This window comes from Enterobacter cloacae complex sp. SHL021 (assembly GCF_049237765.1).
GTDB classification, from domain to species: Bacteria; Pseudomonadota; Gammaproteobacteria; order Enterobacterales; family Enterobacteriaceae; genus Enterobacter; species Enterobacter cloacae.
Genome location: NZ_JBMKJG010000038.1, coordinates 1 through 24,330, shown reverse-complemented (window position 1 = coordinate 24,330; position 24,330 = coordinate 1). Strand labels below are relative to the sequence as shown.

Genomic DNA, 24,330 nt, shown 5'->3' with positions numbered 1-24,330 from the left:
TCTGAATTTGCAGCGGGCTGGAGAAAGGGTCATTCTGAGAATGAAGATTCCGACGTTACTAACTGAGTGTTGTATCTAATCGTGGGGGCAGGTCAATTACGAACGAGGGCAGCCAAACTTTACGCTAAAGTCAAGTTCATCCGAGAGAATAACAAAATTGTTGGATATGTGATCTCGGCAGTTAGTGTTGTGCTGGCCGGTGCTGAAATAGCTGCGGGGCTTACCCTCATTGGCACTATGACCCCTCTCGGGGTTCTTGCTGGTGCGATACTGGTTACTGACGGGGCAAACAGCATCAGTAAAGAAGTGGCTCGCTACGCAACTCACAACACTACCAGTGAAGGGCTGGTCGCGAATGCCGCGATGTCTACAGCTGAGTTTATGGGCTTTAGTCGTGAGAATGGGTTAGGCGTCTACAAATCAATCTCACTGGCCGCTAATGCGTACACCATTTTTGGCTTGTTACGGCGACCTGGTACCTGGCGACTGTTTCGATATCTGCCTGCTGACTATTACCGAAAGGTAAGCACACTGAGCCGCCCGCAGCTAACAATGAAAATAGCGGGTTATGGCGTGAAAGCTAAGATTGTTTTTGATCTGTTGTCCGTCAGCGATCCGTCCCAGAATTAGTCTGCATTTTACGATAACGCCAGGATTTGTAGCCAAGTTTTGCTGGCGTTATATACCAGATAAAAGGTAGTACAATCAATAACGTGAGCGCAAGTGTCAGACTTGTATCCTTAGATGCAAGTAAAAGAGTTAAAGCCAGTATGATGAAGGCAATAATAGTTATCCACTTCATTGCCTTAAAACGATTGGCCAGATCATGAGTTACGCTATCAAACGAACCACCGTAATTCTCAATATTGTTTTTTAGCTTTTGAAGATCTCGTTTGCTAAAACCTGATTTTAAAAGTGCTTCTTCGCTGGTCATTCTGTTATCAGTCCCATAACTCACTGAACCTGGGACGAAGTTTAACTTAATTTGACGGATAAATCGCTACCTGACGATATTCGTCAAATTTATATTTATATCAACTAGTTGAACATATCTTAGAGTATACGCTCGAAAACTGACATCTACCTGGTACAAGAAACGTGCAGGACACCGCGAGCTAGCTGGCCTTACAGCCTGGCGACCGGGAGCAGGCAGTGAAGCTCAACGCTGCTGTCTATTCCCCTATCCACGACTCCCCGACCACTGTGTCAGCAACGCATGCAGTTTAGCCGGCTCCAGAGGCTTGCGTAGCACCATGTACCCTTCCTGCTCCGCCTCCAGCAGAACCGGCGAATTAAATTCGCCGCTGACCATCGCGCCACTCATGTCCGGCAGACGTTCAAATAGCGCTTTCAGGATGTCGAAGCCGCTTTCGCCGGATCGCAGACGCTGGTCGCACAGCACGGCGAACGGCGTGAAGCCATCGTCGATGATAGCGAACGCTTCTTCAGCGGAGGCCGCACAGCGCACGTTGATTCCCCAGATGCTCATCAGGCTCTCCCAGGCAGACGTCACCAGCGGGTCGTCATCAACCACCAGACAGGAACCGTGCAGCTGCGCATAGCGTACCGGCATGGCGATGTTGTCATAGGCGGGTGGCATCTCCGGCGCGATCTCTTCGCCAGCATATTGGGTAAAGCACATCCAGAAGCGTGAACCTTTACCTTCAATGGATTGCATCCCGTACTTCACCTTCATCAGCTTGGCACAGCGGGCAACGACGGCCAGACCCAGCCCGTGTCCTGCACTGTCGATCTTCCAGGCCAGTTCGGGGCGATAGTAAGGTGAGAAGATTTTACCTTTCTCGTCATCGGCAATACCGACACCTGTGTCCCACACCTCCACCATACACCTGTCACCACGTGGTCGGATGGCGACCAGCACGCCGCCCTGTAGCGTGTAGCGGAGGGCATTTTGAATCAGGTTAATCAGCGATTGTCGCACCAGCAGCGGCTCGCCCATCACGTAGATGCGGCGTTTAGGCCGCCAGGTGCGCAGCCTGAGTGCACGGCTGTTGGCCTCTTCGCGAAACAGCGTGATCACCGAGTCGAGCAGCGCGCCGATGTCCACTCTGGCAGGGGCAGTAAGCACATTTCCGGATTCAATCTTGCTGAGGTCAAGGAGGGAATTGAACATCAAATGCACCGAACGGACGCTCTGCTGCAGATCAAGCAGCTGGGGCGTGAGGCTGTCGTCCCGGTTTCGGTGGATAATCGCTTCGATCAGAAACCCCATGGCGTGTACCGGTTGGCGCAGGTCGTGGCTGGCGGTCGTCAGGAACTGATTTTTATCCAGCAGCGCCTGCTCAGCTTCCTCTTTGGCCTGGCGAAACTGTTCTGCCAGGCGTGAGCTTTTTTCCTCAAGCAGCGCCTGCTGAATAAAGAACGCGTGCGATGTTAATGCATGGCGGTAAATGGCGAAGCCGTACAGCAGGTTCAACATCAGCACAATGAACATCAGATCGTCCAGCCGCCAGATAATGCCAAGATTCAGTACACCCCAGGAGGCGAAGAAAAAGCATGTAAAGGTGCTGATGACCGGCGTCAGATGCGTCGCATTGGCGGCAACGATGGCGGCAATACTGATATTGAGGAGCAGAAAAAAGTCAAAGTTCTGCGTCTGCGGCGTAATTAAATAGAGAGATGAAATCCCCAGCCCGTGAATAAAAGCGATCTTATTTATACGCGGCAGCCAGCGGCGCAGGACGTCCGCTTCATCATGCTCTTTCGCTTCGCGCTGGTAGCGTCGGTGCAATATTCGGATCGCCACGGCACATAGCAGGTAAATAATTATCCAGGTAATGGTTGGGCCGAGTTCATCGCCCAGCAAATTAATCCAGATGGCGAAAGGAATACCGACGAAAGGGACAGCGCTGAAACTGAACACCAGCCGCAAAAAGGTATTATTTAGCAAACGGATCTGCGCGGGAGGAGAGATGCCAGCGTTCTGTAAGCTCTGTAAAAATCTCATTCCGACGGTTCCCGTTTGCCATGCAGAAGCGTGATGGCTTCGACCCGACTGTTAACGCCTATCTTTTTCAATATATTGCTGATGTGCTCTTTGACTGTAGGCTCAGAAATAGAAAGTTGCGCGGCAATTCTTTTATTTGGCAGGCCACGCATAATCATATTTAACACGTCTATTTGTCGCGGCGTTAAGTTAAATTTACTTAACTTCTCATTATTCGACTCAACGGAAAATTCGTTTCCCTCAGGAAACCAGGTGAGATTATCAGTGAGGGCAAAAACGGCCCGTGAAAACATTTCAGGTGGCTCGCTTTTCAATACGAAACCGTGCCCCCCGGCGGCGTGAACTTTCTGCCAGATATCGTTATTGTCATCCCCACTAACCACCAGGAGCCTTACCTGTGGGTAAAGTTGTTTTACTTCTTTGAGTAATTTCAACGCGGTACCGGACGAGAGCCAAAAATCGATTACCAGCAAACGTGGCGGGCCATTATCCCTAATTTGACGGTAGCAATCATCCTCATTCGTCACCACACTCGCCTGCTTAAATCGGCAATGTGTAATCAGAAAATTGGCGATACCGCTTGCTACCAATGGATGGTCATCAACGACCAACGCATAATTCTGCCCCAAAGGATCCTCCTTTTACCTTCGCATATTAGAGAGTACGGATGAATTATTATCTACCCACCCTACTTTAGGAGGGTTTTTTCGATTAGGAAAGGGAAATATATTATTCGCAGATTTGAGTAATAGAAAACATAAATACAATCAGCGAAATTAACTGATTGGATATAAAGGATAATTTATGAAAAAACCACTACTCTTTTTAACCGTTACGTTGATGCTAGCTGGTTGTTCCACGCTAAAAACCGATCAGGCCATTCCACTTCTGCAGGCGGAAACCGCTAAAATGCTGGGGCTGGGCTCATCGGATGAAATAACCGTGACCAATGTTAATGGCGCCCAACCGGATGCACTGGGAGGGCAAAAGCTGTCTTATCGCGCTACGACGGAAAAAGGGCGTATTTTCGATTGCTCATCGATGATGATGCCAGGGATTTTAGGATCCGCCCCGACGCTGAGCGCGCCAACCTGTACACCTGTGGTCACCCATAAATAATTAACTTCACATCAAAAGGCGTACACATATTACGCCTTTTACTTTTTCTGTCGTATCGCATTTTTCATATAAAACCGATTTTCCAGACATCACGCTAATGAGTACGGAGATACCCTGTGAATAACTCTACATCGCATTCTTTAGCGGTAAAGACGCCGCTTTCCAGGCTTTACCTCGCTCTATTTTCCGCGCCGCTGTTACTGCTTTCACCTGCCAATTTCGCGCGTGCAGCCGATGCCATTTTAGATGGCGACTCGCGTATTACCGAAACGCTGGGTTACACCGGAGACGTTTACGTTGGACGCAATCAACGCGGAAACCTGCTGATCGATAATGGCAAAATCACCGCCTATAACATCAATATCGGTCGGCTGTTCGACGGCCAAATTTATGAAAGCGTGGTCACAGTCCGTGGGCCAAACGCTGAGCTTAACGCGGTGAACGATCAGTACGTCTTGCGCGGCGACCTGAATCTTGGCCTCGGCACCCTGCGAGTCGAACAGGGCGCGCTGGCGAGCGCAAAAGAGATCGTTGTCGGCACCACCCGCGGCTACGACAGCCACCTTATCGCCACGGGCGCCGGATCTCGCGTAACCAGTAATTTCCTTAGCGTAGGTACCGATCTGGGCGCACGCTCCACGCTGGCGATTGAGGACGGCGCCGCGCTCAATACCACCTACGATGCGCGCATCGGCAATGGTACCGGGCCAGATGAAACCGACACACTGAGCCCGAAAGCCACCGTCATGGGGAGCGGCTCACAGTGGAATGTTGGCCGTACGCTGACGCTTAATGGCGACCTGGACGTGCTGAACGGCGGAACGGTTAACGTTGGCGGCGTGCAGGTGGCGGGCGTCTCCGGGGCCGGAAAAACCGCCGAGCTGGTTATTGCGGGCAAAGACTCGCGCTTTACCAGCGACAGCAGCGTTAGCGTGGGCGATTATGGCAATGGCGTGCTGTCGGTTATTGACGGCGGTTCATTTTCCGCAGGCAGCAATGCGCTGATTGTAGGGACATCGGGCTCCGGTTCGAACCGGGGGGCGCTCATCATCGGCAGCCGCGGCAACATGGACACCGGCACGGGTATAACTGAGCCAACGCTTGGTACGGCAGGCGGCGCGGGTACCCTCGATGCGAAGACGGCAATCAGCCTGCGTGGCGGGCTATTCGGCAGTTATGTCTATTTCAACCATACCGACGAAAATTACATCTTCAGCAACAAGATGAGCGGCGAAGGTGAGGTGATAAATACCTCCGGGCAGACAACGCTGAACGGCGATCTTTCAGCGCTTCAGGCGAACGTGACCGCGCGCGGTGGCAAAGTCATTATTGCCAGCAACATCAACACCCAGTCAGAAGACGATATTTTTGAAATTCAGACCCTTAGCGCCGAGAACGGCGGTACGCTGATCCTCAACGCAACGGCGGGATCCGACGTTAACAACGGACAAGGTTACAGTAGCGCCGCGTCAATCAAGGCCGGTGGCACGCTGGGGGGGAACGGCACGTTGGGCCAGACTGAGATCCTGTCCGGCGGGCATATCTCACCAGGGGATGGCGATATCGGCACGCTGACGCTGAAACGTTATCTGAATTTTATCGGCGAATCCTTCTATGACGTTGATATCGCGGGAGATGGCCGCAGTGACCAACTGCTGGTATCGGGCAAAACCACCATCAGCAATCAGGCTAAGGTACAGGTCACCGCGCTGGATCCGCAAACCAGCTACAAAACGGGCCAAAGCTATCGCATTTTAACCTCGAACGGGGGTATTGACGGCCAGTTCGCCGGAGCGATTTCCAAATCCGCCTTCCTGGACGTGGCGCTTAAGCAGAGCACCGACGCCGTCGATCTGACCATCGCGCAGAAAGAGACCGGCGGCGAGAATCCTGGAGGTGAAAACCCGGGCGGTGAAAACCCGGGCGGTGAGAATCCAGGAGGAGAAAACCCCGGCGGTGAAAACCCGGGTGGTGAGAACCCGGGAGGAGAAAACCCCGGCAGCGGCAAGCCAGGGATTTTCCAGACCGTGGCAAAGAGCAGCAACCAGTGGAATACCGCCGGCGCGCTCTCCACGCTCACGCAAAGCGGCCCGTCGCTGGCGCTGTATAACTCGCTACTGGTGCTGAGCGCACCGGAAGCGCGCGAGGCGTTTAACCAGCTGTCCGGAGAAGTTTATCCGTCAATGCAATCCAACCTGATAGCCGGCAGCACGCAGGTGTTTAACGTGTTAAACCAGCGTATGCAGCGCGCGTTTGATAACGACAGCCTGCCGATACCACCGTTAGCGATGTCGCTGGTGCAGCAGCCGGAGCCGCAAAACAATGGCGTCTGGGGCCAGACCTTCAGCTCCTGGAGCCGAAACAGCGGCGACGGTAACGTGGGCAAGCTGGACGGCAACACCACCGGTTTCCTGCTGGGGGCAGATCGTAAGCTGGCGGATCATAACGTACGTGTCGGTGGTTACTTCGGCTACAGCCGCGGTGATTACGACGTCGACAGCCGTCGTTCCTCAACAGATACCGACAACTATCACCTCGGCCTGTATGCAGCGGGTCAACAGGATGCGTTCTCCCTTCGCGGCGCACTGGGTTACACCTGGCACAAGATCGAAGGCGAGCGCAATGTTGATTTCAGCGGCTTCTCGGATCGGCTGAAGTCTGATTACGACGCCAACTCGCTGCTGGCGTTCACCGAAGCGGGCTACCGTTTCGGCCAGCCAGAGATGAATGTCGAGCCCTTTGTTAACCTCTCCTGGATTCGACTGCATACCGACAGTTTCAGGGAAGACGGCGGTGCCGCCGCGCTGAGCGTTCACAATGAAACCATGAACACCTTCTATTCCACGCTCGGGGTGCGTGGTGTGACCGGATTGCCGAAGAACGTTAACCTCTACGGTTCGTTGGGCTGGCAGCACGCCTATGGCGATAAGAATACCTCTTCGCGTATGGCATTTGCGGGCAGCGACGCGTTCATTACCCAGGGTCAGGCCGTGGATGAGGACGTGATGGTGGGTGATATCGGCGTGAGCGTACAACTGTCGCGTGCAGCGACGCTGGATGTGGGCTATCAGGGGCAATATGGTGCCGATACCCGCGTCAACTCGGTTAACGCTAATCTGCGCTGGTCGTTCTGATTGATATCAACGCTAAAGTGCCGGGTTGCGCTACGTCGACCCGGCCTTCGTGGCGGTTTTTTCTTTTGGTTTATGACCCAATCAGGGATCGTTCCCATCTCCATCCAGCAGTTTGTTTTTAAAGATAAACAAACACGCCTCGTTAAAATTCTCCGCCCCCAGTCGTTCAGAGAGCGCCGTTCGCGTCCGGTAGAGGCTTTTAATCGAGGTGTTCAGTTCGTCCGCCACCTCTTCCATCGACATGCCCGCCCTGAGCAACCGCAGCATAATCGCTTCATGGGTACTCAACCGTAAGTTAAGCAGCCATTTGGTCGTCAGGCGCCTGCCTTTCATATTCAGCACCAGATTAAACAACGACGCCATGTCAGCCACCGGAAGCGCAGTATTCATAAACATCCTCATGCTGAGCTGATTCTCCTCCCGGTGCCGCATATCGAGCATGACGCAGCCGATTGTTTTTCTCGTTCTGGCCGGATGGCGTATCAGATAATCATACAGACGGAGCGGTGAACGGCTGTCAATCAGCACAGAATATTCATCTGCACTGTTATCAAATATCTTTCTGTCAATCGAGTCCAGCAGGATAATATCCGGAAAAAATATCCTCATTCCTCTGACGAGGTAGCGATCCTGTGTCACTAACACTATTGAAGTTGCCACTAACCATCCCTTTTAGATTAAAGCAAGAACGACCCTTCAGAAAGAAGACGCCTTCGTTTTATAGCGCTTTTACATGAACGATAAATGTATTCTGGCTTTGATCATCCCTCGACACGCACATTGATTTGTAAGACTTCCCATAGACTATCACTCAATGTCTGCTATTAATTATAAGTAAAAAACAATCGCAGAAAAGTCACCTCTCAAGATATTAAGAATTTTTGTCACGAAACTTCCCAAACATGCACCAGAAAGTACTTTAATTTATGCACCAAAGCCGCATTAAAAATATAAACAAAAACGTCACAATAAAAATAAATACATTATATATCAACGCATTACAAATATAGACTCCGTTAAAAATAATCATAAAAATCACCCGGATACAGAATTATCTCAAAACAACAACCCGGCTTTTCAACATATTTATCCGTCAACATATCAGGTGTACATTACCTTTCACCGGTCCATAACGATAAGGATCCATAATTACCTTTAAGTAAGTACCTCATAACGTAACTGCATTCACATTTTACGCTCTCATTTATGGCCTTTAACGCTACGTATAAAGGCGGCCGTGTTGCGCAATGGATTTATGATAAACAAATGGCAAATAGATATGGAAAGATCACTTCGCTTCAATACTTTATTCTTTTACCGAGTTCCAAAATTATTGTGTCTGCTATTACTGTTTCCCATTCTGGTTCAGGCTGCCGAATCCGTATATGAACAACAGATTCAGCAGGCGCGTAATGGTAATTACACTTCGTTTCTCCATTACCTGCAGCGTTATCAACAACAGCATGCCCTGACGCCAGAACAAGTGGCAGACTGGCTGCAGGTTGCCTCCTGGGCGGGACGCGATGATGAGGTTATTGAGGTGTGGTTGCGTTATCACGTTTATATGCCCCTGCCCGCCCGGGGAGTGGCCGCAGCCGCGCAATCCAGGAGAAATCAAAAGCAGTGGCAATCTGCGCTCGCGCTCTGGAAGCAGGCCTGTAGCCTTGCACCGGAGAACGACGACTACCGTATCGGGTATATCAAAACCCTTGCCGATGCCCGCATGGATCGGCTGGCCCTGCAGGAAGCGCAAAAACGGGTAACAGCGCACCCCAGCCAGATTAACCTTGAGACGCTCGCCTATGTGTACTTACGCCAGGGGAAAAGCTGGGATCGTCTATTAGCGGACACCCGCGCCCTGAAGAGCGCCCCCGAGAATCACGTACTGCTCAGGGCACTCGTCGACGCCCTGAACGATAACCGGGTCAGTACGCCTGCCCTGTGGCTGTCACAGGGGATTTCTCTGCCGCCCGCACAACGGCGCCAGCTTGAACTTAACGCCGCCGCCGAACAGGTACGCCTTGCCGATGCGCCTGGGCGGACGGAAAAAGAGCGCCTGCGTCTCGCGCAAGCCGCACTGAATCGCTATGACGCCCTGCTTGCCCGCTGGCAACACGAACCGCAGGCGGCAGAAGATATCATTCGCGCCCGCGTCGACCGCCTTGGCGCGCTGTATGCGCATGGTGATTACCCGCAGGCGATCGCTGAATATCGCGCGCTGACGTCAGCTCACCATCCGGTGCCGGGCTGGGCAATCGGCTGGGTGATCTCTGCGTATCTGCAGGAGCAAAACGCCGATGCAGCCCTGGCACTCCTGCAAAAGTATCCTGACTATGCGCGTAACCCGCAGGATGAAGAACATCAGCTTTTCTATGCATATCTGGACACCGGTCAGTATCAGGCCGCCCGTCACTATCTTGCGCAAATAACCCGCAACGTTCCCTGGGCTCGCTACGATTTCGGCTCGCCAACTGCCCAGCCCAACGATCAATGGCTTATCGGCCAGTCGCTCACGTTTCAGTATTTGCTGGCAACCCATGCCCTGCCGCAAGCAGAAGCCGTGGCGCACCGTCTGGCTGCCACGGCACCCGGCAACCAGGGGCTACAGATTGATTATGCCGCCCTGCTTCAGGCCCGCGGCCTGCCACGGGCCGCAGAGCAAAAGCTCAAAATGGCGGAGGTACTGGAGCCGTCAAATACAGAGCTGGAGCAGCAGCAGGCTTACGTCGCGATGGATCTGCAGGAGTGGCGACAAATGGAACTTCTGACCGACGACGTGCTCGCCCGTGCGCCACGTGACCGCAGCGTCCAGCGCCTGGACAGGCTCAGAAATGTGCATCATATGTCTGAACTGCGTCTGAACGCAGGCAAGGGATTGCACTCCGACAACCCGGTCAGCGGGACACACGATCTGAACTGGGACGCCACGCTCTATGGCCCACCAGTCGCTGATAACTGGCGACTGTTTGGCGGCACCCGCTTTGCCGAGGGCAATTTTGACGAAGGCAAAGGCACCAGCCGCCATCTGGTCGGCGGCGTCGAATGGCGGTCACGGGATATCTGGCTTGAAGCGGAGCTCTCCGGCAACCGTTATCACGGCACCCACACGCCTGGCGCTCGCCTCTCCGGTCAGTACAGCCTGAACGATCGCTGGCAATCTGGCGGCAGCCTTGAACGTCTGTCACGCACCACGCCGTTGCGGGCGTTACGCAATGGGATCCGTGCAGACCGCGCAGAAGGCTGGATGCGCTGGTATCAGAACGAGCGTCGTGAGTACCAGCTCAGCGCCGCCATCAGCCATTTTTCCGACCATAACCGCCGACAGGAGTACACCCTCACCGGCAAGGAGCGGCTCTGGCAAACGCCGACCCTGACGCTGGATCTTGAACCGGGCATCTCCGCCAGCGCGAATAGCCAGCGGGATACGCTCTATTACAACCCCGAGCGTGATCTGTCCGCGACGGCTGCGTTGTCCGTCGATCATCAGCTGTACCGCTATTACGACACCCTCTGGAGCCAGCAACTGGTCGCCGGAGCCGGAGGATACTGGCAGAAAAATCAGTCTGCTGGCGCCATCACCCTGCTCGGCTACGGGCAACGCGTTCAATGGAACAACGTCGTGGATACCGGCGTGATGTTGAACTGGGATAAGCGCCCTTACGACGGCAAACGAGAAAGCAATCTCGCCGTCACTTTCGATGCGACTTTACGGTTTTAAGGATGAATATGTTGACCATTCGTTTTCCTGTGGGCCTGCTCATCATCGGCTGGTTATGCCTCAGCGCGAGCGTCTGCGCCCAGGCCATTTCGTTTATTTCGCCCAACGAGAGACCTCAGCCGGAAGCCAGTAAACCCTGGCCGAAGAATCACTTTTTCGTGCTGGCCTATCACGATGTGGAAGATGACGCCGCCGATCAGCGCTATCTCTCCGTGCGGACCAGCGCCTTAAACGAGCAGATAAGCTGGCTTGTGCATAACGGGTATAACGCCATCAGCGTGCAGGATATTCTGGATGCCCACGACGGTAAAAAAACGCTGCCGCCAAAGGCCTTTCTGCTCAGTTTTGATGACGGCTACAGCAGTTTTTATACCCGCGTCTGGCCGTTGATCCAGGCCTGGAATGTGCCGGCGCTGTGGGCCCCTGTTGGCAGTTGGGTGGATACGCCAGCACATCAAAACGTGAATTTTGGCGGTTTGATGACACCCCGGGACCGTTTCGCGACGTGGGACATGGTGCGCGAGTTAAGCCAGTCCCCGCTGATTGAGATCGGCTCGCATACCTGGGCTTCGCATTACGGTATACCGGCCAATCCACAGGGAAGCCGCGAACCGGCTATTGCCAGCCGCTTTTACGATAACGCGACAGGGCGTTACGAAACTGACCAGCAGTTCAGCCAGCGCATCGGCGATGACGTGCGGAAAGTCACCGAAAAAATCGCCCAGGTGACGGGCAAAGCGCCGCGTGCCTGGGTGTGGCCCTACGGTGCTGCCAACGGCACGTCGCTCGCCATTGCCAGACAGCAGGGTTATCAGTTGGCCTTTACCCTTGAGGACGGGCTGGCAGATGTGCGTCACCTGGACAACATCCCGCGCCTGTTAATCTCCGGGAATCCCTCGCTTAAAGCCTTTGCCAGCAGCATCGCGCAGATTCAGGAGACCGACCCTGTGCGCGTGATGCATGTCGATCTGGATTACGTTTATGACCCCGATCCGGCTCAGCAGACCAAAAACATCAATACGCTGATCCAGCGGGTCTACGACATGAAAATCAGCCATGTTTTCCTGCAGGCATTTTCCGATCCCCTCGGCAACGGCACGATTAACGCGCTCTACTTCCCCAACCGTCGGCTGCCCGTGCGTGCCGATCTCTTTAACTTTGTCGCCTGGCAACTGCAAACCCGCGCGGGCGTAAAAGTCTACGCGTGGATGCCGGTTCTCTCGTTCGATCTCTCCCCTGCACTGCCGCGCGTGCAGCGTCGGGATCGGCAAACGGGCCAGGTACGCGCCGCCACCGAGCCCTATACCCGGCTTTCGCCGTGGGATCCGCAGGTTCGACAGCAGGTGACCGAAATCTATGAAGATCTGGCCCGCTATGCCAGCTTCAATGGGATCTTGTTCCATGACGATGCGGTGCTGACGGATCAGGATGATGCCGGGCAGCAGACAACGCGCCAGAAAAGCCAGACGCTAATCGGGTTTACCCACGCCCTGAGCCTGGCGGTGAAGCATATCCGCGGTCCGCAGATAAAAACCGCGCGCAATATGTTCGCCCTGCCGATCCTCGACCCAGCGAGCGAGGCGTGGTTTGCGCAGAATCTTGATGACTTCCTGGCGGAGTATGACTGGACGGTGCCGATGGCCATGCCGCTGATGGAGTCCGTCCCGGCAGACGAGAGCAACGCCTGGCTAACGCGCCTGGTTAACACCGTTGCCACTCGCCCCGGCGCGCTGAATAAAACCATTTTTGAGCTGCAGGCCCGTGACTGGGCGCAGACACCGCAACGCGCCGTACCCGATAGTCGCCTGGCGGAGTGGATGCGCGTGCTCCAGCTTAACGGCAGCAGACATTACGGTTACTACCCCGACGATTTCATCCATAACCAACCTGATCTTTCCCGTATCAGGCCTGAATTCTCTTCGTACTGGTATCCTGACAATGACTGATCGCCTTATCGCCTTCTCAATTTTATGCCTGGTATTTGGGTTGCCATTAGGCGTGGCCGCCCTCTTTACCGGCGAACTGATTCTGGATTTTGTCTTCTTCTGGCCCCTGTTCATGTCCGTATTCTGGATCACCGGGGGGCTCTATTTCTGGTTTCAGCTGGAACGACACTGGTCATGGAACAGAAAAACGCCCGCCCCGACGTTAGAGGGCGATCCGTTAATCTCGATCCTCATTCCCTGTTTCAATGAGGAACGCAACGCCCGGGAGACGATCGGTGCCGCGCTGGCCCAGCGTTACCCGAATATCGAGGTCATCGCCATCAACGATGGTTCTTCCGATAACACCGCGCAGGTGCTGCAACAGCTGGCGCAGGAGCAGCCGCGACTGCGCGTCATTCATCTGGCGGAGAATCAGGGGAAAGCCGTGGCGCTGAAAGCGGGCGCAGCGGCGGCCCGGGGAGACCTTCTGGTCTGTATTGATGGCGATGCCCTGCTCGATCGCGATACCGCCGCTTATCTGGTTGCCCCGCTAATCCACTACCCCCACGTGGGCGCCGTGACCGGGAACCCGCGTATTCGCACGCGCTCCACGTTGATTGGCCGCATTCAGGTGGGCGAATTCTCCTCCATCATAGGGCTCATCAAACGCACGCAGCGGATCTATGGCCGGGTCTTTACCGTCTCTGGCGTCATCGCTGCCTTTCGCCGTCAGGCGCTGGCGGACGTGGGATACTGGAGCCCGGATATGATCACCGAAGATATCGACATCAGCTGGAAGCTTCAGCTTCGCCACTGGGATATTTTTTTCGAGCCGCGGGCGCTGTGCTGGATCCTGATGCCGGAGACGCTAAAAGGGCTGTGGAAACAGCGCCTGCGCTGGGCTCAGGGCGGCGCGGAGGTGTTTCTGGTCAATCTTCGCAAGATCGTGCGCTGGGAGCATCATCGCATGTGGCCGCTGTTTTTAGAGTACGCCCTGTCAACGCTGTGGGCGTTTGCGTATGCGGTGACGGTGCTGTTATTTATCATAAGCGCCCTCACGCCGCTTCCTGCCAACCTGACCGTCACGAGCCTGTTCCCGCCGGAATTCACCGGGCTCCTGCTGGGGGTGATGTGCCTACTGCAGTTCCTCGTCAGTTTGTATATCGAGCGACGCTATGAACGTAACGTGGCGAGTTCGCTTTTCTGGATCATCTGGTTTCCGATGGTGTACTGGATGATCGGCCTGTTCACCACCCTCGTCGCCTTCCCAAAGGTCATGCTTAAACGCCAGCGCTCACGCGCGCGCTGGATCAGTCCGGACAGAGGTAAAGGGAGCATTCAATGAACGAAAACACGTTAATCCTGACTGAACATCGGCTGGTGCCCCGGCTGTTTGATGCAGCGTTAACCCTGCTGGCCTGGGGAGGATTTCTCTTTTTCCTCTATGCCAACCTGTGGATGCAGATAACCAACGAGAGCGACTACCGCTGGGGCGTGATTATTGCCTCCTTTAAGACGGTGCTGATCTATTTGCTGATTGCCGCGCTAAACGGCTGGCTGCTGATCCTGTGGTATCAATATAATCGCCGCCGCGCGCATGCAAGACGACATCACCGCCCTGCAACGCTTAAGCACGACGAGCTGGCCCGCAGCTTTAACGTGACGCCGCAAATCATCTCAGAGATGAGCCAGTACAATTTGCTGACGGTCTATCATGACCAGATCGGTCGCATCATTGATTTGAAAATCAGTCAGCAGGACGAGGAATAAACCTCAGGCATCCGCAGGTTGTCCCTGCGGATGCTGTTTCTGCACGGTCACTTATCCTTCACCACAATCAGCGGTTCAATATCGCTCTCTTTTTTCACCACCAGCGTTTCATCCCCACGCAGACAGGTTCCGCCGTAATTCCCGCCCACGGTAAAGGTACAGACCTGAATATATTTGCCGTCCACCTTCGGCAAACACCACAGCTGCTGGTAGATATTCTTGCGATCGACAAACTTGCCGCTGGATTTATCCAGCAGTTCATCCTGGGCGCTGATCAGATCGATATTACTGCCGCAACGGCCGGCAATGGGTTTGACGGCATAACCGGTCTGCTTCAGCTGCGCGTTAACCTCAAAATCGGTATCGAGCAGGTAGCGGTGGTTAGGGAACAGCTGCCACAGCACCGGCAGGATCGCCTTATTGCCAGGGATCACCGTCCACAGCGGTTCAAACACCAGCACTTCCGGGCGCAGCAGGACGTCAATCAGCCGCACCTCGCCTGCCGGGTGACCGGTGCGGATTGGCACGGCAGCGTATTCGGTTTCGCTGACCTCACGAATCTGCTCGATTGCCGTCTCCCACGCCCAGGTTTTCCACACGCAGTTGACGTGGCGACCTTCGTCGTCGATTAACTGCCCGGCAGCATCCCAGCTCAGCGCGCCCAGACCGTGCAGAATTTTGGTGTCAAACCCGGCCTGCAGCAGCGAGCGCTGAATGAAGAGCGCGTGATAATCCTCTTCGACATCGTTGTCCTGCATGATGTGCACGAACGGACGCGCATGGCTGTGTTTCCACGCGCCGGTCAACTCCTCCAGCAAACCTTCTGCCGGGTTGTGCCCATTGCCGCGATAACCGTTTTTGACCCACTCTTCCAGAATTAAGCCGCCCTCGGTGTGGCAGGAGGCGGAATCAGCGTTGTACTCGTAAACCTTAATGCCGCGCTCATCCATACAGAAATCCATACGACCAGTGATCATATGGTGGCGACGCCACTGCCAGGAGAGACGCAGGCGCGGCCAGAGGATTTTGGGGATGTCGAAAAGCGCCAGTAAGTTGTCATCTTTCAGCACTTTGTCGGTGGCGTGCAGATACATCAGATGCAGTTCATTGGTCGCTTTAATCAGCTCCTGCTCGGCGCTTTCGGTAATCGTGAAATAGTGGCAGGGATCGTTATTAATAACGTGGCCGTTGGCGCGGATGTAGGCCTGCTGCAGGGCGTCATTTTCGTTGAGCCATTTTCCGTCGTATTGACGTTTATTCTTCAACCGCGCACCGCTGATTTTCAGCAGTTCGCCGTCAGGTTCGGGCTGGGGAATGCTGTGCTCCGTGTCGTCCGTCTGGATCATCCAGCCAAGGATTTCGGTATCGCTGAAAGTGTCATGAAGCGTGTAACAGCCGTTCTCAACGGTCATGCGCAGTTCGCGGGTCCACTGCTGTCCGAGCGGAAGCGGGGAGTGAATAACATTCTGCTCGGCAATGCGGACCTTGCCATCTAAAAGCTGGGTGATTACCGCGACATGGCCGGTTTCATGAAACTCGCCGCCCTTTTGCCAGATGAGCAGCGCCCCGGCCTGCGGCGCGCGTTTCGAGCCGTTGGCAAAAGCCTGTAACGGCAGAATATTATCGTTCACCACCTGGCGCAAAAAACGCAGGGAGAAGATCTCCCACGCCATCCCGACATCGGTAAACACAAAGCCATAGTTGAGGAACAGGAAACGGCGGGCGAACTCTACACACTGCCACTTGTGGCCCATGTATTCGTTGCCGATATAGCTGCGGAAATCCGCGTCTTGCGGGTACTTACGCGGGTCCAGACTGCCGTAATTTGAAGAGTAAATCGCCACGCCACCGGGCGCATAGCCTAACAACGTCCCGAATGGCGCATCACTGCTTAACTTTCCTTTACGCATGTATCCAACCTAAAACAGGCAGGCGGCAATTTTGGAAGGGTTGTCGTCGTCTGCACGTTGTAATTAACCTGACAGAGGTAGGGTTATCATACACCTCCCCTGACCTTTGCGCTCAGTTCGTTAAACGGTCTATTCATCTCCTGCTACACTGCCTCAACACATCACAAAAAAGGCAGGCCAACATGTCAGACGAAAATACCTATCAGCCACCCAAAGTGTGGGAATGGAAAAAGAACGGCGGCGGGGCGTTCGCCAACATCAACCGTCCTGTTTCTGGTGCCACACATGAGAAAGATCTGCCCGTCGGTTCGCACCCGCTGCAGCTTTACTCCCTGGGCACGCCGAACGGCCAGAAAGTGACGATCATGCTCGAAGAGCTGCTGGCGCTGGGCGTAACGGGCGCGGAGTACGACGCGTGGCTGATCCGCATCGGTGAAGGCGATCAGTTCTCCAGTGGCTTTGTTGAGGTGAACCCGAACTCGAAAATACCGGCGCTTCGTGACCACTCCACCACCCCGCCAACGCGCGTATTTGAATCCGGCAACATTCTGCTCTATCTGGCAGAGAAGTTCGGGCATTTCCTGCCAAAAGATCCGGCTGGCCGCACGGAAACCCTGAACTGGCTGTTCTGGCTACAGGGCGCGGCCCCGTTCCTCGGTGGCGGTTTCGGCCATTTCTACAACTATGCGCCGGTGAAGATCGAGTACGCGATTGACCGCTTCACGATGGAAGCCAAGCGCCTGTTCGACGTGCTGGATAAACAGCTCGCCCGCGGCCGTTACGTGGCGGGTGAAGAATATACCATCGCCGATATGGCGGTCTGGCCGTGGTTTGGCTGCGTGGCGCTGGGCAGCGTCTACAACGCCGCCGAGTTCCTGGACGCAGAGAAGTACACCAACGTCCAGCGCTGGGCAAAAGACGTAGCGAACCGCCCTGCCGTGAAGCGCGGACGGATTGTGAATCGCACCAACGGTGAGCTTAACGAGCAACTCCACGAACGCCACGCGGCGAGCGACTTCGAAACCAAAACCGAAGATAAGCGTCAGGCGTGATGCGCTGCCGGGCGGGTAACCGCCCGGCCAGGCAAATCCTTGCCCAGGGCATGATTAGCTTAAGGGTTGGGCCGGTATTACTGGCACTATGCGGACGTTTTTCTCCAGCCAGACGGCGAGAAGCGACGTTTCAACCGACAGCAGTCACAAAGGATTTGTTATGAAATCAATCAATACAGCGCTGGTGATCAGCATCCTTCTTTTTTCTACCTCAGGTATGGCGATGGATAAAACCGCCGCCGGTGCGGTAGCAGGCGCGGCGATTGGGGCGGCCACAGGTAAAGATCTGAAATCCACCGTAGGCGGCGCGGTCGTGGGTGCAGGCACGGGTGCGATGTTCAAAAACGGTGACAAAGGTAAAGCCGCGCGTAAAGGCGGTGCCGTAGGCGCTGTTGTTGGTGCAGGTGCCGCTGCCGTGACGGGCAACAGCGTGCTGAAAGGTGCCGCTGTGGGTGCGGGTTCAGGCGCGCTGATTGGTGAAGCGACGCACTGATAAACGCCGTGGTTCTGCTTTTCGAGCCGGTAGGTTGAGTTTAATGACAAACCCCGCTATCAAAAACTGAACCGCCTGTTTTGCCGGGTGGCGCTACGCTGACCCGGCCTACAATCGACAACAATATCAATAAATTGGCACTGTTCGTTGTAGGCCGGGTCAGCGTAGCGCCGCCGGGCGAGGGGCACATCTCGCACGATATCAGCAGCCTCAACCCAGCGCTTACGCTGGGTTTCTTGTTTTCTCTGGTCAGGCAACCAACCGCAACATTATGCCGTGAGACGGAACTTCTGCACCGAACGCTGAAGCTCTTCGGTCTGCCGCTCAAGTGCCGCTGCCGCGGCGGAGACCTGCTCCACCAGCGAGGCATTTTGCTGGGTTACACCGTCCATCTACGTAATGGCAACCCCGACCTGGGAAATGCCTTTGCTTTGCTCCTCAGAGGCTGACGCAATCTGCTTCATGATGGTGGTCACTTCCGTTACATCGCGCAGAATCGCTTCCATGGTGGTCCCCGTGTCGTTCACCAGTTGAGCCCCCTGCTCGACGCGAGCGACGGAATCGGCAATCAGCCCTTCAATCTCTTTCGCCGCGTTGGCGCTGCGGCTGGCCAGATTACGCACCTCACCTGCCACCACGGCAAAGCCACGGCCTTGCTCACCCGCTCGCGCCGCTTCCACTGCTGCGTTGAGCGCCAGGATATTGGTCTGGAAGGCGATACTGTTAATCACGGTGGTGATTTCAGCAATTTTCTTCGAGCTGTCGGAAATACCGCTCATGGTGGTCACCACCTCCTCCACCAGCGAGCCACCGCGGCTGGCCGTGGTCGATGCCACATCCGCCAGCTGGCTTGCCTGACGTGCGCTTTCGGCGTTCAGCTTCACGGTGGCAGTGAGTTGCTCCATGCTGGCTGCTGTCTCTTCCAGCGCGGCAGCCTGCTCTTCGGTACGGGAGGAGAGATCGTTGTTACCGCTGGAGATCTCGGTCGCCCCGCGCCAGATATTTTCACTGCCCGCGCGGATCGTGCTGACCGCCTCACGCAGGCTGTCCTGCATGGCACTCAGCAACGGCACCAGCTGTCCCACACAGTTACGACCAAACGGTTCAATGGGCTGGCTGAGATCGCCCTGCGCAATCTGGCGGAACTGCTGACGAATTCGGTCCAGCGGTTTCACCAGCATCGCCACCAGGTAACGGTCGCTAAAGAGCAGGATCAGCAGACCAATCAGGGTGGCGGCAATAATCACCGTGCGGGTCATGCTGGTCAGGCCATCCACCACTACGCGGGTACTGTCGAGGGCCTTCGCAGCGGCGTTATTGAACTCCTCAGCGGCCGCACCAAACGCACGGCTCAGCTGTGGCGTGACGTTATTAGACTGCTGGCGATAACCATCCAGCGCGCCCAGCTTCGCCTGCTGCATTTGTGGCGTAACGCCCTGCTCGAGCAGCGCCTGCCAGGTGCCGATCACCCGGGAGGAGACCTGTTCATCCATCGGACCCGGAGAGATCGCTTTCATCTCGGCCAGTTTTTTGCCCATGTTATCCAGCGCCTGCTGGGCGGAGGCCAGATCCGGCGTACCGCCAGCGGCTTTGACTTCCATCGCGCGGCTCAGTCGGGTGACAAAGCGGAAATACTGATCGTTGCCCTGGCTGAGTATGGTCATCTGTTTCACCAGCTGGCGATCGACTTCATTGCCATCCGAAACGCGAGAGAGGGACCAGGTGCTGTAGAGTCCAACGCCTGCCCACATTAAACAAAAGATCCCCAGGATCGTCAGCATGACGAAACGGATCGTGAAATTACGGAGCATGTTCATAAGTGTTCCTTGCCGTGAGGGTGAGTTCGCCCAGAGGCGAGTACTACTCTCGTTATCGGCAGGAACCGGGGAAGTTATACTTTTTCGCGAATAATTTTATAAAATTATTTACTGCCCTGCCGATCGCTGGAAAAGCGATAATTGCTGCGGGGAAAATCTCCCTGCACAATACGTGTTTTAATATTTCAGCAGCTGTCGATATGTAAAACAGACAAACAGTTAATTAACCTCATAACCCGAAAGGGTTAATATTCTGGTGATATGGGGCGATCAAAGTACCGCACATCCAGTCAAGAAACCCCTTAATTTGTATGCAAATCATTCCAAAATATTTACCACATGAATTAATTAAATTTTATCAATCAGGTTTAATTATTTAACTGTTAATTATTTCGCGGGATATATTTTTAGATTTCATTACATCCCCACCCCGTAAGAAAGTTCTTATTTTAAATAAATTCATTTAAAAAGAGCCGGACAATTATCGACTCATCCAGAGAACTTAAAATGCGCAAATTAATGAATCGTACGTTGCTTTCGCAATGTGTTTTAGTGGCTTTAACGTCATTTGGCGCCCAGGCTGCCGTAACGCCAGCCACGCCCTGCCAGCCCGGCGTGACATCGCAGACCTGCGGCTTATCGAAGTACAAAGATAATAGTTTCTATCAGGATCCCGGCGTGACTAATGCCATTATGGCCGACACCACCGCAAATAATATATTTATGGATGGAAGTCGTGAATCAGGAGATACCCAGTCATTGACCGTTTCCGGCACCGACATGTCCGGCCATTATATTCAGGGCAGCAACGGGGGGACGGCTAATATTACGCTGAATAACGGCGCCACCGTCGATATGATCGAAGTGGGCAATACTGGCGCAACCACCAATACGACGGTTACCATCGATGCCGCTACGCTGAATGGCGAAAATGACGCCGGAAGCTATGAGGGAAAGAAAGCCTATATGATAGGTTCAGCCATTTACCTCGACCCGATGGATAAAGGCTACCACAACGTGATCGTTGAGAACGGCAGCTTACTGCACGGCAGTATTCTCAGCGCGGGAGCCGGTGCGCAAAATATTGCCATCAGCGACAGTACGATGGATAGAGGCGGTATCTACGCGGGTAGCGATAAATCTGATACCAATATTACGCTGACTAACGCTTCCGTGGATGCCTCGCAGAGCGAAATCGCGCAGAACATCGACACGCTGGCGGTAAAACTGAGCGAATACAAGCCCTTCAGCGACATCAACCTGGATGCCTTTGGCGATGTCGCCATTGCAATGTACGGAACGAAGGCTGATTCGCTGGCGCTGAATAACAGCACGATCACCGGAGATATTGGAGCCATTAACGAAAACGGCACCACCCATATCTCACTGACAAATAACAGCGTTGTAAATGGCAATGTAACCGTCGATGGTAATTCCGCAAATTCCGTTCTGGTGGATAACAGCACCGTGAATGGCGGGATAAATACCAGCCAGAATAAAGGCAGCAGCACCATCACGCTGCAGAATAATGCAACCGTCAACGGTGATATTACAACGGGTGCGGGTGATGATACGATCGTGCTGACCAATGATTCACATGTAAATGGCAATGTTAACGGCGGTGACGGTAGCGATACTCTTTCAATGGATGCGGGCAGCTCCATATCCGGACAAATAAGCCAGTTTGAAACGGTAAATACCACCAGCGATAACAGTATTGCCATTGATAAAATTAACGATGCAACCAGCTGGAGTTTGCAAAACGGTTCAACCCTGATAGCCACCACCACCGGCAGCAATGCACTGGTTACCATGAGCACCGACAGCTATGTTAATTTCGGTAATATTACCGGCGCCAATAACGCAGTGATTGTGAATAGCATCACCCCGTCAGCACTGAATCAACATAACGTTATTCTTGGTACGTTCACCACTTCAGGCAGCAGCGCACCAGAAAATTATGCCGCCGCAAGTTTTACCAACGGACAGCAGAATGTTGAGAACCGTAGCGGCGCGTATAACTACAACAATAGCCTGAATGTTGTTGCCGCCGACGGCTCACCTCAGACTCAGCTTACCGCAGATAATAGCCAGAGCTGGAATATTGAATTTAACAGCCAGAAGGGAAACCTCGCGAGCGACGTTCAGGGGCTGATCGCCGGACTGGATGCCGCCGAACAGGCCGGACATCAGGTTGCTGATGACATCAGCAACCATATGAACCAGGTGCATCTCGCAAATATGCTGGGAGAACAGCAGGATGGTGCGCAGGTCTGGGGGGATTTCCTCTATCAGAACGGCAATTTCAGCAACGACGTCGACTATAAGAGCATTACCCAGGGGGCACAGGGCGGCGTGGACTGGACCGCTCATCTGAACAACGGCGATAGCGTAACCGGCGGTATCGCACTGGCGTGGACGCGCAGCCGCGCGCAGGACACCAGCGACAGTGTCGACGGCTTTAAAGACAGCGTTTACGGCAATTACTACAGCATTTACGGCGGCTGGCAGCAGGCGCTAGACAGCAGAAACTGGGGACTGTTCGCTGACGGCAGCTTCAGCTATGGCGATATGCGTTACTCCCTGTCTGCCAATAACGTTACGGGCAACACCAGCGGTATGACGGAAGCGCTGCACGGCTCCACCGATGGTAGCCTGTATCTTGCACAGGCCCGCATGGGGGTGAACGTACTGCTGCCTGGTGAAACGCTGCTGCAACCTTACGCCACCTTAGGCTGGGATCAGACCAAAGCAAACGGCTTCTCTGACAGTGAAGTGGCCTTTGCCGACAGCCAGGTCTCGTCATGGAACGGGGGCGTCGGGGTTCGGCTAACGACCACGCTTCGGGATCTGAATAAGAACGTGCTGGTGATGCCGTGGATTGACGCGCGCTTCCAGAAAGAGTTCAGCGATGATACTGACATTCAGGTAGCGGATTACCACAACACCTCAGGTCATAACAACGCCATGGGTATGTTTGGGGCGGGTATTAATGCCACCGTCGCCCACAACTTTACCCTTAACACAGGTGTATACGTTGGCACGGGCGATGTGGATAACGATGCCAGCGTGCAGGCGGGGATGAGCTACAGCTTCTGAGTGTCGTCTGATGCCCGGTACGCTGCGTTTACCGGGCAGTACGGTGCATGTCATCAAACACGTCCTGGGGAAAGTGCTGTCAGTGAGGTCTGGCATCGCTTCTTCCCAGGATTTGTGTTTTGATAAGGACAGAATGAAAACGCTGTTTCAAAAATTCATCGATAAGAAAGGAGACATCATGTCCTGGCACCCTAACCCCGGCCGTTATGAAAATATGCAGTACCGCTACTGTGGCAAAAGCGGGCTGCGCCTGCCTGCGCTGTCGCTCGGCCTGTGGCATAGCTTCGGCCACCTTCAGCCGCTCGACACCCAGCGTGCGCTGCTGCGTAAAGCCTTCGACCTCGGTATCACCCATTTCGATCTTGCCAATAACTACGGCCCGCCAGCGGGGAGCGCGGAAGAGAACTTTGGTCGCCTGCTGCGGGAGGATTTTGCCGCCTGTCGCGACGAGCTGATTATCTCCACCAAAGCGGGTTACGACATGTGGCCGGGACCGTATGGCTCGGGCGGCTCGCGCAAATATCTGCTCGCCAGCCTCGACCAGAGCCTGAAGCGTATGGGTCTGGAATATGTGGATATTTTCTATTCCCATCGCGTGGATGAGAACACGCTGATGGAAGAGACCGCTGCCGCGCTGGCCCATGCGGTGCAGAGCGGTAAAGCGCTGTATGTCGGAATTTCGTCCTATTCAACGGCGCGCACGCAGAAAATGGCTGACCTGCTTCGCGAATGGAAAATTCCACTGCTCATCCATCAGCCGTCGTACAACCTGCTTAATCGCTGGGTGGATAAAACCGGCCTGCTGGAGACGCTAAAGCAAAACGGTACTGGCTGTATTGCGTTTACCCCACTGGCGCAGGGGTTGCTGACCGGAAAATACCTCAACGGTATTCCTGAAGGTTCGCGGATGCAGCGCGAGGGGAATAAAGTGCGCGGGCTGACGCAGAAGATGCTGACCGAAGCCAATCTGAACAGTCTGCGCTTGCTCAATGAGATGGCACAGGCACGTGGTCAGACAATGGCGCAGATGGCGCTAAGCTGGCTGCTGAAAGATGAGCGCGTAACGTCCGTGCTGATTGGCGCGAGCCGCCCGGAACAGCTGGAAGAGAACGTTCAGGCGCTGAAAAACCTGCGCTTTAGCGAAGAGGAGCTGATACGCATTGATAAGCATGTTGCGGATGGAGAGTTGAATCTGTGGCAGGCGTCGTCGGATAAATAGTGCGGTCTGTTGCCCTCTCCCACAGGGCTGAGGGTTCCCCAGAAAAATGAAAAGCACGATGAAGTGTGATCTACTGGTTGCGCTAACAAATCAGAAGAGACCTCAT

The 24,330-nt window shown here is 54.5% G+C and carries 16 protein-coding genes and 1 pseudogene; 11 read left to right on the top strand and 6 right to left on the bottom strand.

What is annotated here, in order from left to right:
• Positions 1 to 81 precede the first annotated feature (81 nt).
• The gene (locus ACOTZF_RS24380; RefSeq protein ID WP_421636208.1) at positions 82 to 630 is read left to right on the top strand and encodes a DUF4225 domain-containing protein; all 549 of its coding nucleotides are present in this window, start codon (positions 82 to 84) and stop codon (positions 628 to 630) included.
• Here ACOTZF_RS24380 and ACOTZF_RS24375 read toward each other — a convergent pair.
• From ACOTZF_RS24375 to ACOTZF_RS24365, 3 genes are all read right to left on the bottom strand, one after another.
• Positions 608 to 934 (bottom strand): hypothetical protein, encoded by a 327-nt coding sequence (locus ACOTZF_RS24375; protein ID WP_038983510.1) that lies wholly within the window; start codon positions 932 to 934, stop codon positions 608 to 610. The two genes, ACOTZF_RS24380 and ACOTZF_RS24375, sit on opposite strands and share 23 nt — an antisense overlap.
• Before the next feature lie 246 nt (positions 935 to 1,180).
• Positions 1,181 to 2,968: a hybrid sensor histidine kinase/response regulator gene (locus ACOTZF_RS24370; RefSeq protein ID WP_038983508.1), complete on the bottom strand. Its 1,788-nt coding sequence runs from the start codon at positions 2,966 to 2,968 to the stop codon at positions 1,181 to 1,183.
• Positions 2,965 to 3,597, bottom strand: coding sequence for a response regulator transcription factor (locus tag ACOTZF_RS24365; RefSeq protein WP_013098693.1), 633 nt, complete (start codon positions 3,595 to 3,597; stop codon positions 2,965 to 2,967). The genes ACOTZF_RS24370 and ACOTZF_RS24365 overlap by 4 nt, the downstream gene beginning before the upstream one ends.
• 175 nt (positions 3,598 to 3,772) lie before the next feature.
• Between ACOTZF_RS24365 and ACOTZF_RS24360 the strand changes: the two genes are divergently transcribed.
• Together ACOTZF_RS24360 and ACOTZF_RS24355 are read left to right on the top strand one after the other, a co-directional pair.
• Positions 3,773 to 4,087 (top strand): lipoprotein, encoded by a 315-nt coding sequence (locus tag ACOTZF_RS24360; RefSeq protein WP_013098694.1) that lies wholly within the window; start codon positions 3,773 to 3,775, stop codon positions 4,085 to 4,087.
• Positions 4,088 to 4,203: 116 nt separating this feature from the next.
• Entirely contained in the window at positions 4,204 to 7,221 is a 3,018-nt protein-coding gene (locus tag ACOTZF_RS24355; RefSeq protein WP_129318083.1) for an autotransporter outer membrane beta-barrel domain-containing protein, read from the top strand.
• Positions 7,222 to 7,302: 81 nt separating this feature from the next.
• Here ACOTZF_RS24355 and ACOTZF_RS24350 read toward each other — a convergent pair whose 3' ends face one another.
• Complete coding sequence (locus ACOTZF_RS24350) at positions 7,303 to 7,830, bottom strand: LuxR C-terminal-related transcriptional regulator (RefSeq protein WP_013098695.1); 528 nt, start codon at positions 7,828 to 7,830, stop codon at positions 7,303 to 7,305.
• Between the two features lie 670 nt (positions 7,831 to 8,500).
• Here ACOTZF_RS24350 and pgaA point away from each other — a divergent pair.
• The 4 genes from pgaA to pgaD are packed head-to-tail and all read left to right on the top strand — an operon-like array spanning position 8,501 to position 14,634.
• Positions 8,501 to 10,939 carry a poly-beta-1,6 N-acetyl-D-glucosamine export porin PgaA gene (gene pgaA / locus ACOTZF_RS24345; protein WP_129253540.1) on the top strand — a complete coding sequence of 813 codons (2,439 nt, stop codon included), beginning with the start codon at positions 8,501 to 8,503 and terminating at the stop codon, positions 10,937 to 10,939.
• A gap of 8 nt (positions 10,940 to 10,947) precedes the next feature.
• Complete coding sequence (gene pgaB / locus ACOTZF_RS24340; protein WP_129253538.1) at positions 10,948 to 12,885, top strand: poly-beta-1,6-N-acetyl-D-glucosamine N-deacetylase PgaB; 1,938 nt, start codon at positions 10,948 to 10,950, stop codon at positions 12,883 to 12,885.
• Positions 12,878 to 14,209: a poly-beta-1,6-N-acetyl-D-glucosamine synthase gene (gene pgaC / locus ACOTZF_RS24335; protein ID WP_129253536.1), complete on the top strand. Its 1,332-nt coding sequence runs from the start codon at positions 12,878 to 12,880 to the stop codon at positions 14,207 to 14,209. The genes pgaB and pgaC overlap by 8 nt, the downstream gene beginning before the upstream one ends.
• A complete protein-coding gene (pgaD, locus tag ACOTZF_RS24330) occupies positions 14,206 to 14,634 on the top strand; it encodes a poly-beta-1,6-N-acetyl-D-glucosamine biosynthesis protein PgaD (RefSeq protein ID WP_038420574.1) in 429 nt (142 codons plus the stop codon). Before pgaC ends, pgaD begins: the two co-directional genes overlap by 4 nt.
• 47 nt (positions 14,635 to 14,681) lie before the next feature.
• On the opposite strand, the gene gss is transcribed toward pgaD, so the two are convergent.
• On the bottom strand, positions 14,682 to 16,544 hold the full coding sequence (gene gss / locus ACOTZF_RS24325; protein WP_095427921.1) for a bifunctional glutathionylspermidine amidase/synthase: 1,863 nt from the start codon (positions 16,542 to 16,544) through the stop codon (positions 14,682 to 14,684).
• 182 nt (positions 16,545 to 16,726) lie between these two features.
• On the opposite strand from gss, the gene yghU reads away from it, so the two are divergent.
• Together yghU and ACOTZF_RS24315 are read left to right on the top strand one after the other, a co-directional pair.
• Positions 16,727 to 17,596 (top strand): glutathione-dependent disulfide-bond oxidoreductase, encoded by an 870-nt coding sequence (gene yghU / locus ACOTZF_RS24320; RefSeq protein WP_013098701.1) that lies wholly within the window; start codon positions 16,727 to 16,729, stop codon positions 17,594 to 17,596.
• Positions 17,597 to 17,756: 160 nt separating this feature from the next.
• The gene (locus ACOTZF_RS24315) at positions 17,757 to 18,089 is read left to right on the top strand and encodes a glycine zipper domain-containing protein (protein ID WP_013098702.1); all 333 of its coding nucleotides are present in this window, start codon (positions 17,757 to 17,759) and stop codon (positions 18,087 to 18,089) included.
• A gap of 269 nt (positions 18,090 to 18,358) precedes the next feature.
• Here ACOTZF_RS24315 and ACOTZF_RS24310 read toward each other — a convergent pair.
• Positions 18,359 to 19,906 (bottom strand): annotated as a pseudogene (locus ACOTZF_RS24310) (methyl-accepting chemotaxis protein).
• Positions 19,907 to 20,458: 552 nt separating this feature from the next.
• Here ACOTZF_RS24310 and ACOTZF_RS24305 point away from each other — a divergent pair.
• Entirely contained in the window at positions 20,459 to 23,005 is a 2,547-nt protein-coding gene (locus ACOTZF_RS24305) for an autotransporter outer membrane beta-barrel domain-containing protein (protein WP_241692347.1), read from the top strand.
• Positions 23,006 to 23,183: 178 nt separating this feature from the next.
• The gene (locus tag ACOTZF_RS24300) at positions 23,184 to 24,224 is read left to right on the top strand and encodes an aldo/keto reductase (RefSeq protein ID WP_129253546.1); all 1,041 of its coding nucleotides are present in this window, start codon (positions 23,184 to 23,186) and stop codon (positions 24,222 to 24,224) included.
• Positions 24,225 to 24,330 lie beyond the last annotated feature (106 nt).

Bases quoted from the DNA above. Each gene is read 5' to 3' on its own strand.
- ACOTZF_RS24375 (WP_038983510.1), bottom strand. From the start codon at position 934: ATGACCAGCGAAGAAGCACTTTTAAAATCAGGTTTTAGCAAACGAGAT.
- ACOTZF_RS24370 (WP_038983508.1), bottom strand. From the start codon at position 2,968: ATGAGATTTTTACAGAGCTTACAGAACGCTGGCATCTCTCCTCCCGCG.
- ACOTZF_RS24360 (WP_013098694.1), top strand. From the start codon at position 3,773: ATGAAAAAACCACTACTCTTTTTAACCGTTACGTTGATGCTAGCTGGT.
- ACOTZF_RS24350 (WP_013098695.1), bottom strand. From the start codon at position 7,830: ATGAGGATATTTTTTCCGGATATTATCCTGCTGGACTCGATTGACAGA.
- pgaA (WP_129253540.1), top strand. From the start codon at position 8,501: ATGGAAAGATCACTTCGCTTCAATACTTTATTCTTTTACCGAGTTCCA.
- pgaB (WP_129253538.1), top strand. From the start codon at position 10,948: ATGTTGACCATTCGTTTTCCTGTGGGCCTGCTCATCATCGGCTGGTTA.
- pgaC (WP_129253536.1), top strand. From the start codon at position 12,878: ATGACTGATCGCCTTATCGCCTTCTCAATTTTATGCCTGGTATTTGGG.
- pgaD (WP_038420574.1), top strand. From the start codon at position 14,206: ATGAACGAAAACACGTTAATCCTGACTGAACATCGGCTGGTGCCCCGG.
- gss (WP_095427921.1), bottom strand. From the start codon at position 16,544: ATGCGTAAAGGAAAGTTAAGCAGTGATGCGCCATTCGGGACGTTGTTA.
- yghU (WP_013098701.1), top strand. From the start codon at position 16,727: ATGTCAGACGAAAATACCTATCAGCCACCCAAAGTGTGGGAATGGAAA.
- ACOTZF_RS24315 (WP_013098702.1), top strand. From the start codon at position 17,757: ATGAAATCAATCAATACAGCGCTGGTGATCAGCATCCTTCTTTTTTCT.
- ACOTZF_RS24300 (WP_129253546.1), top strand. From the start codon at position 23,184: ATGTCCTGGCACCCTAACCCCGGCCGTTATGAAAATATGCAGTACCGC.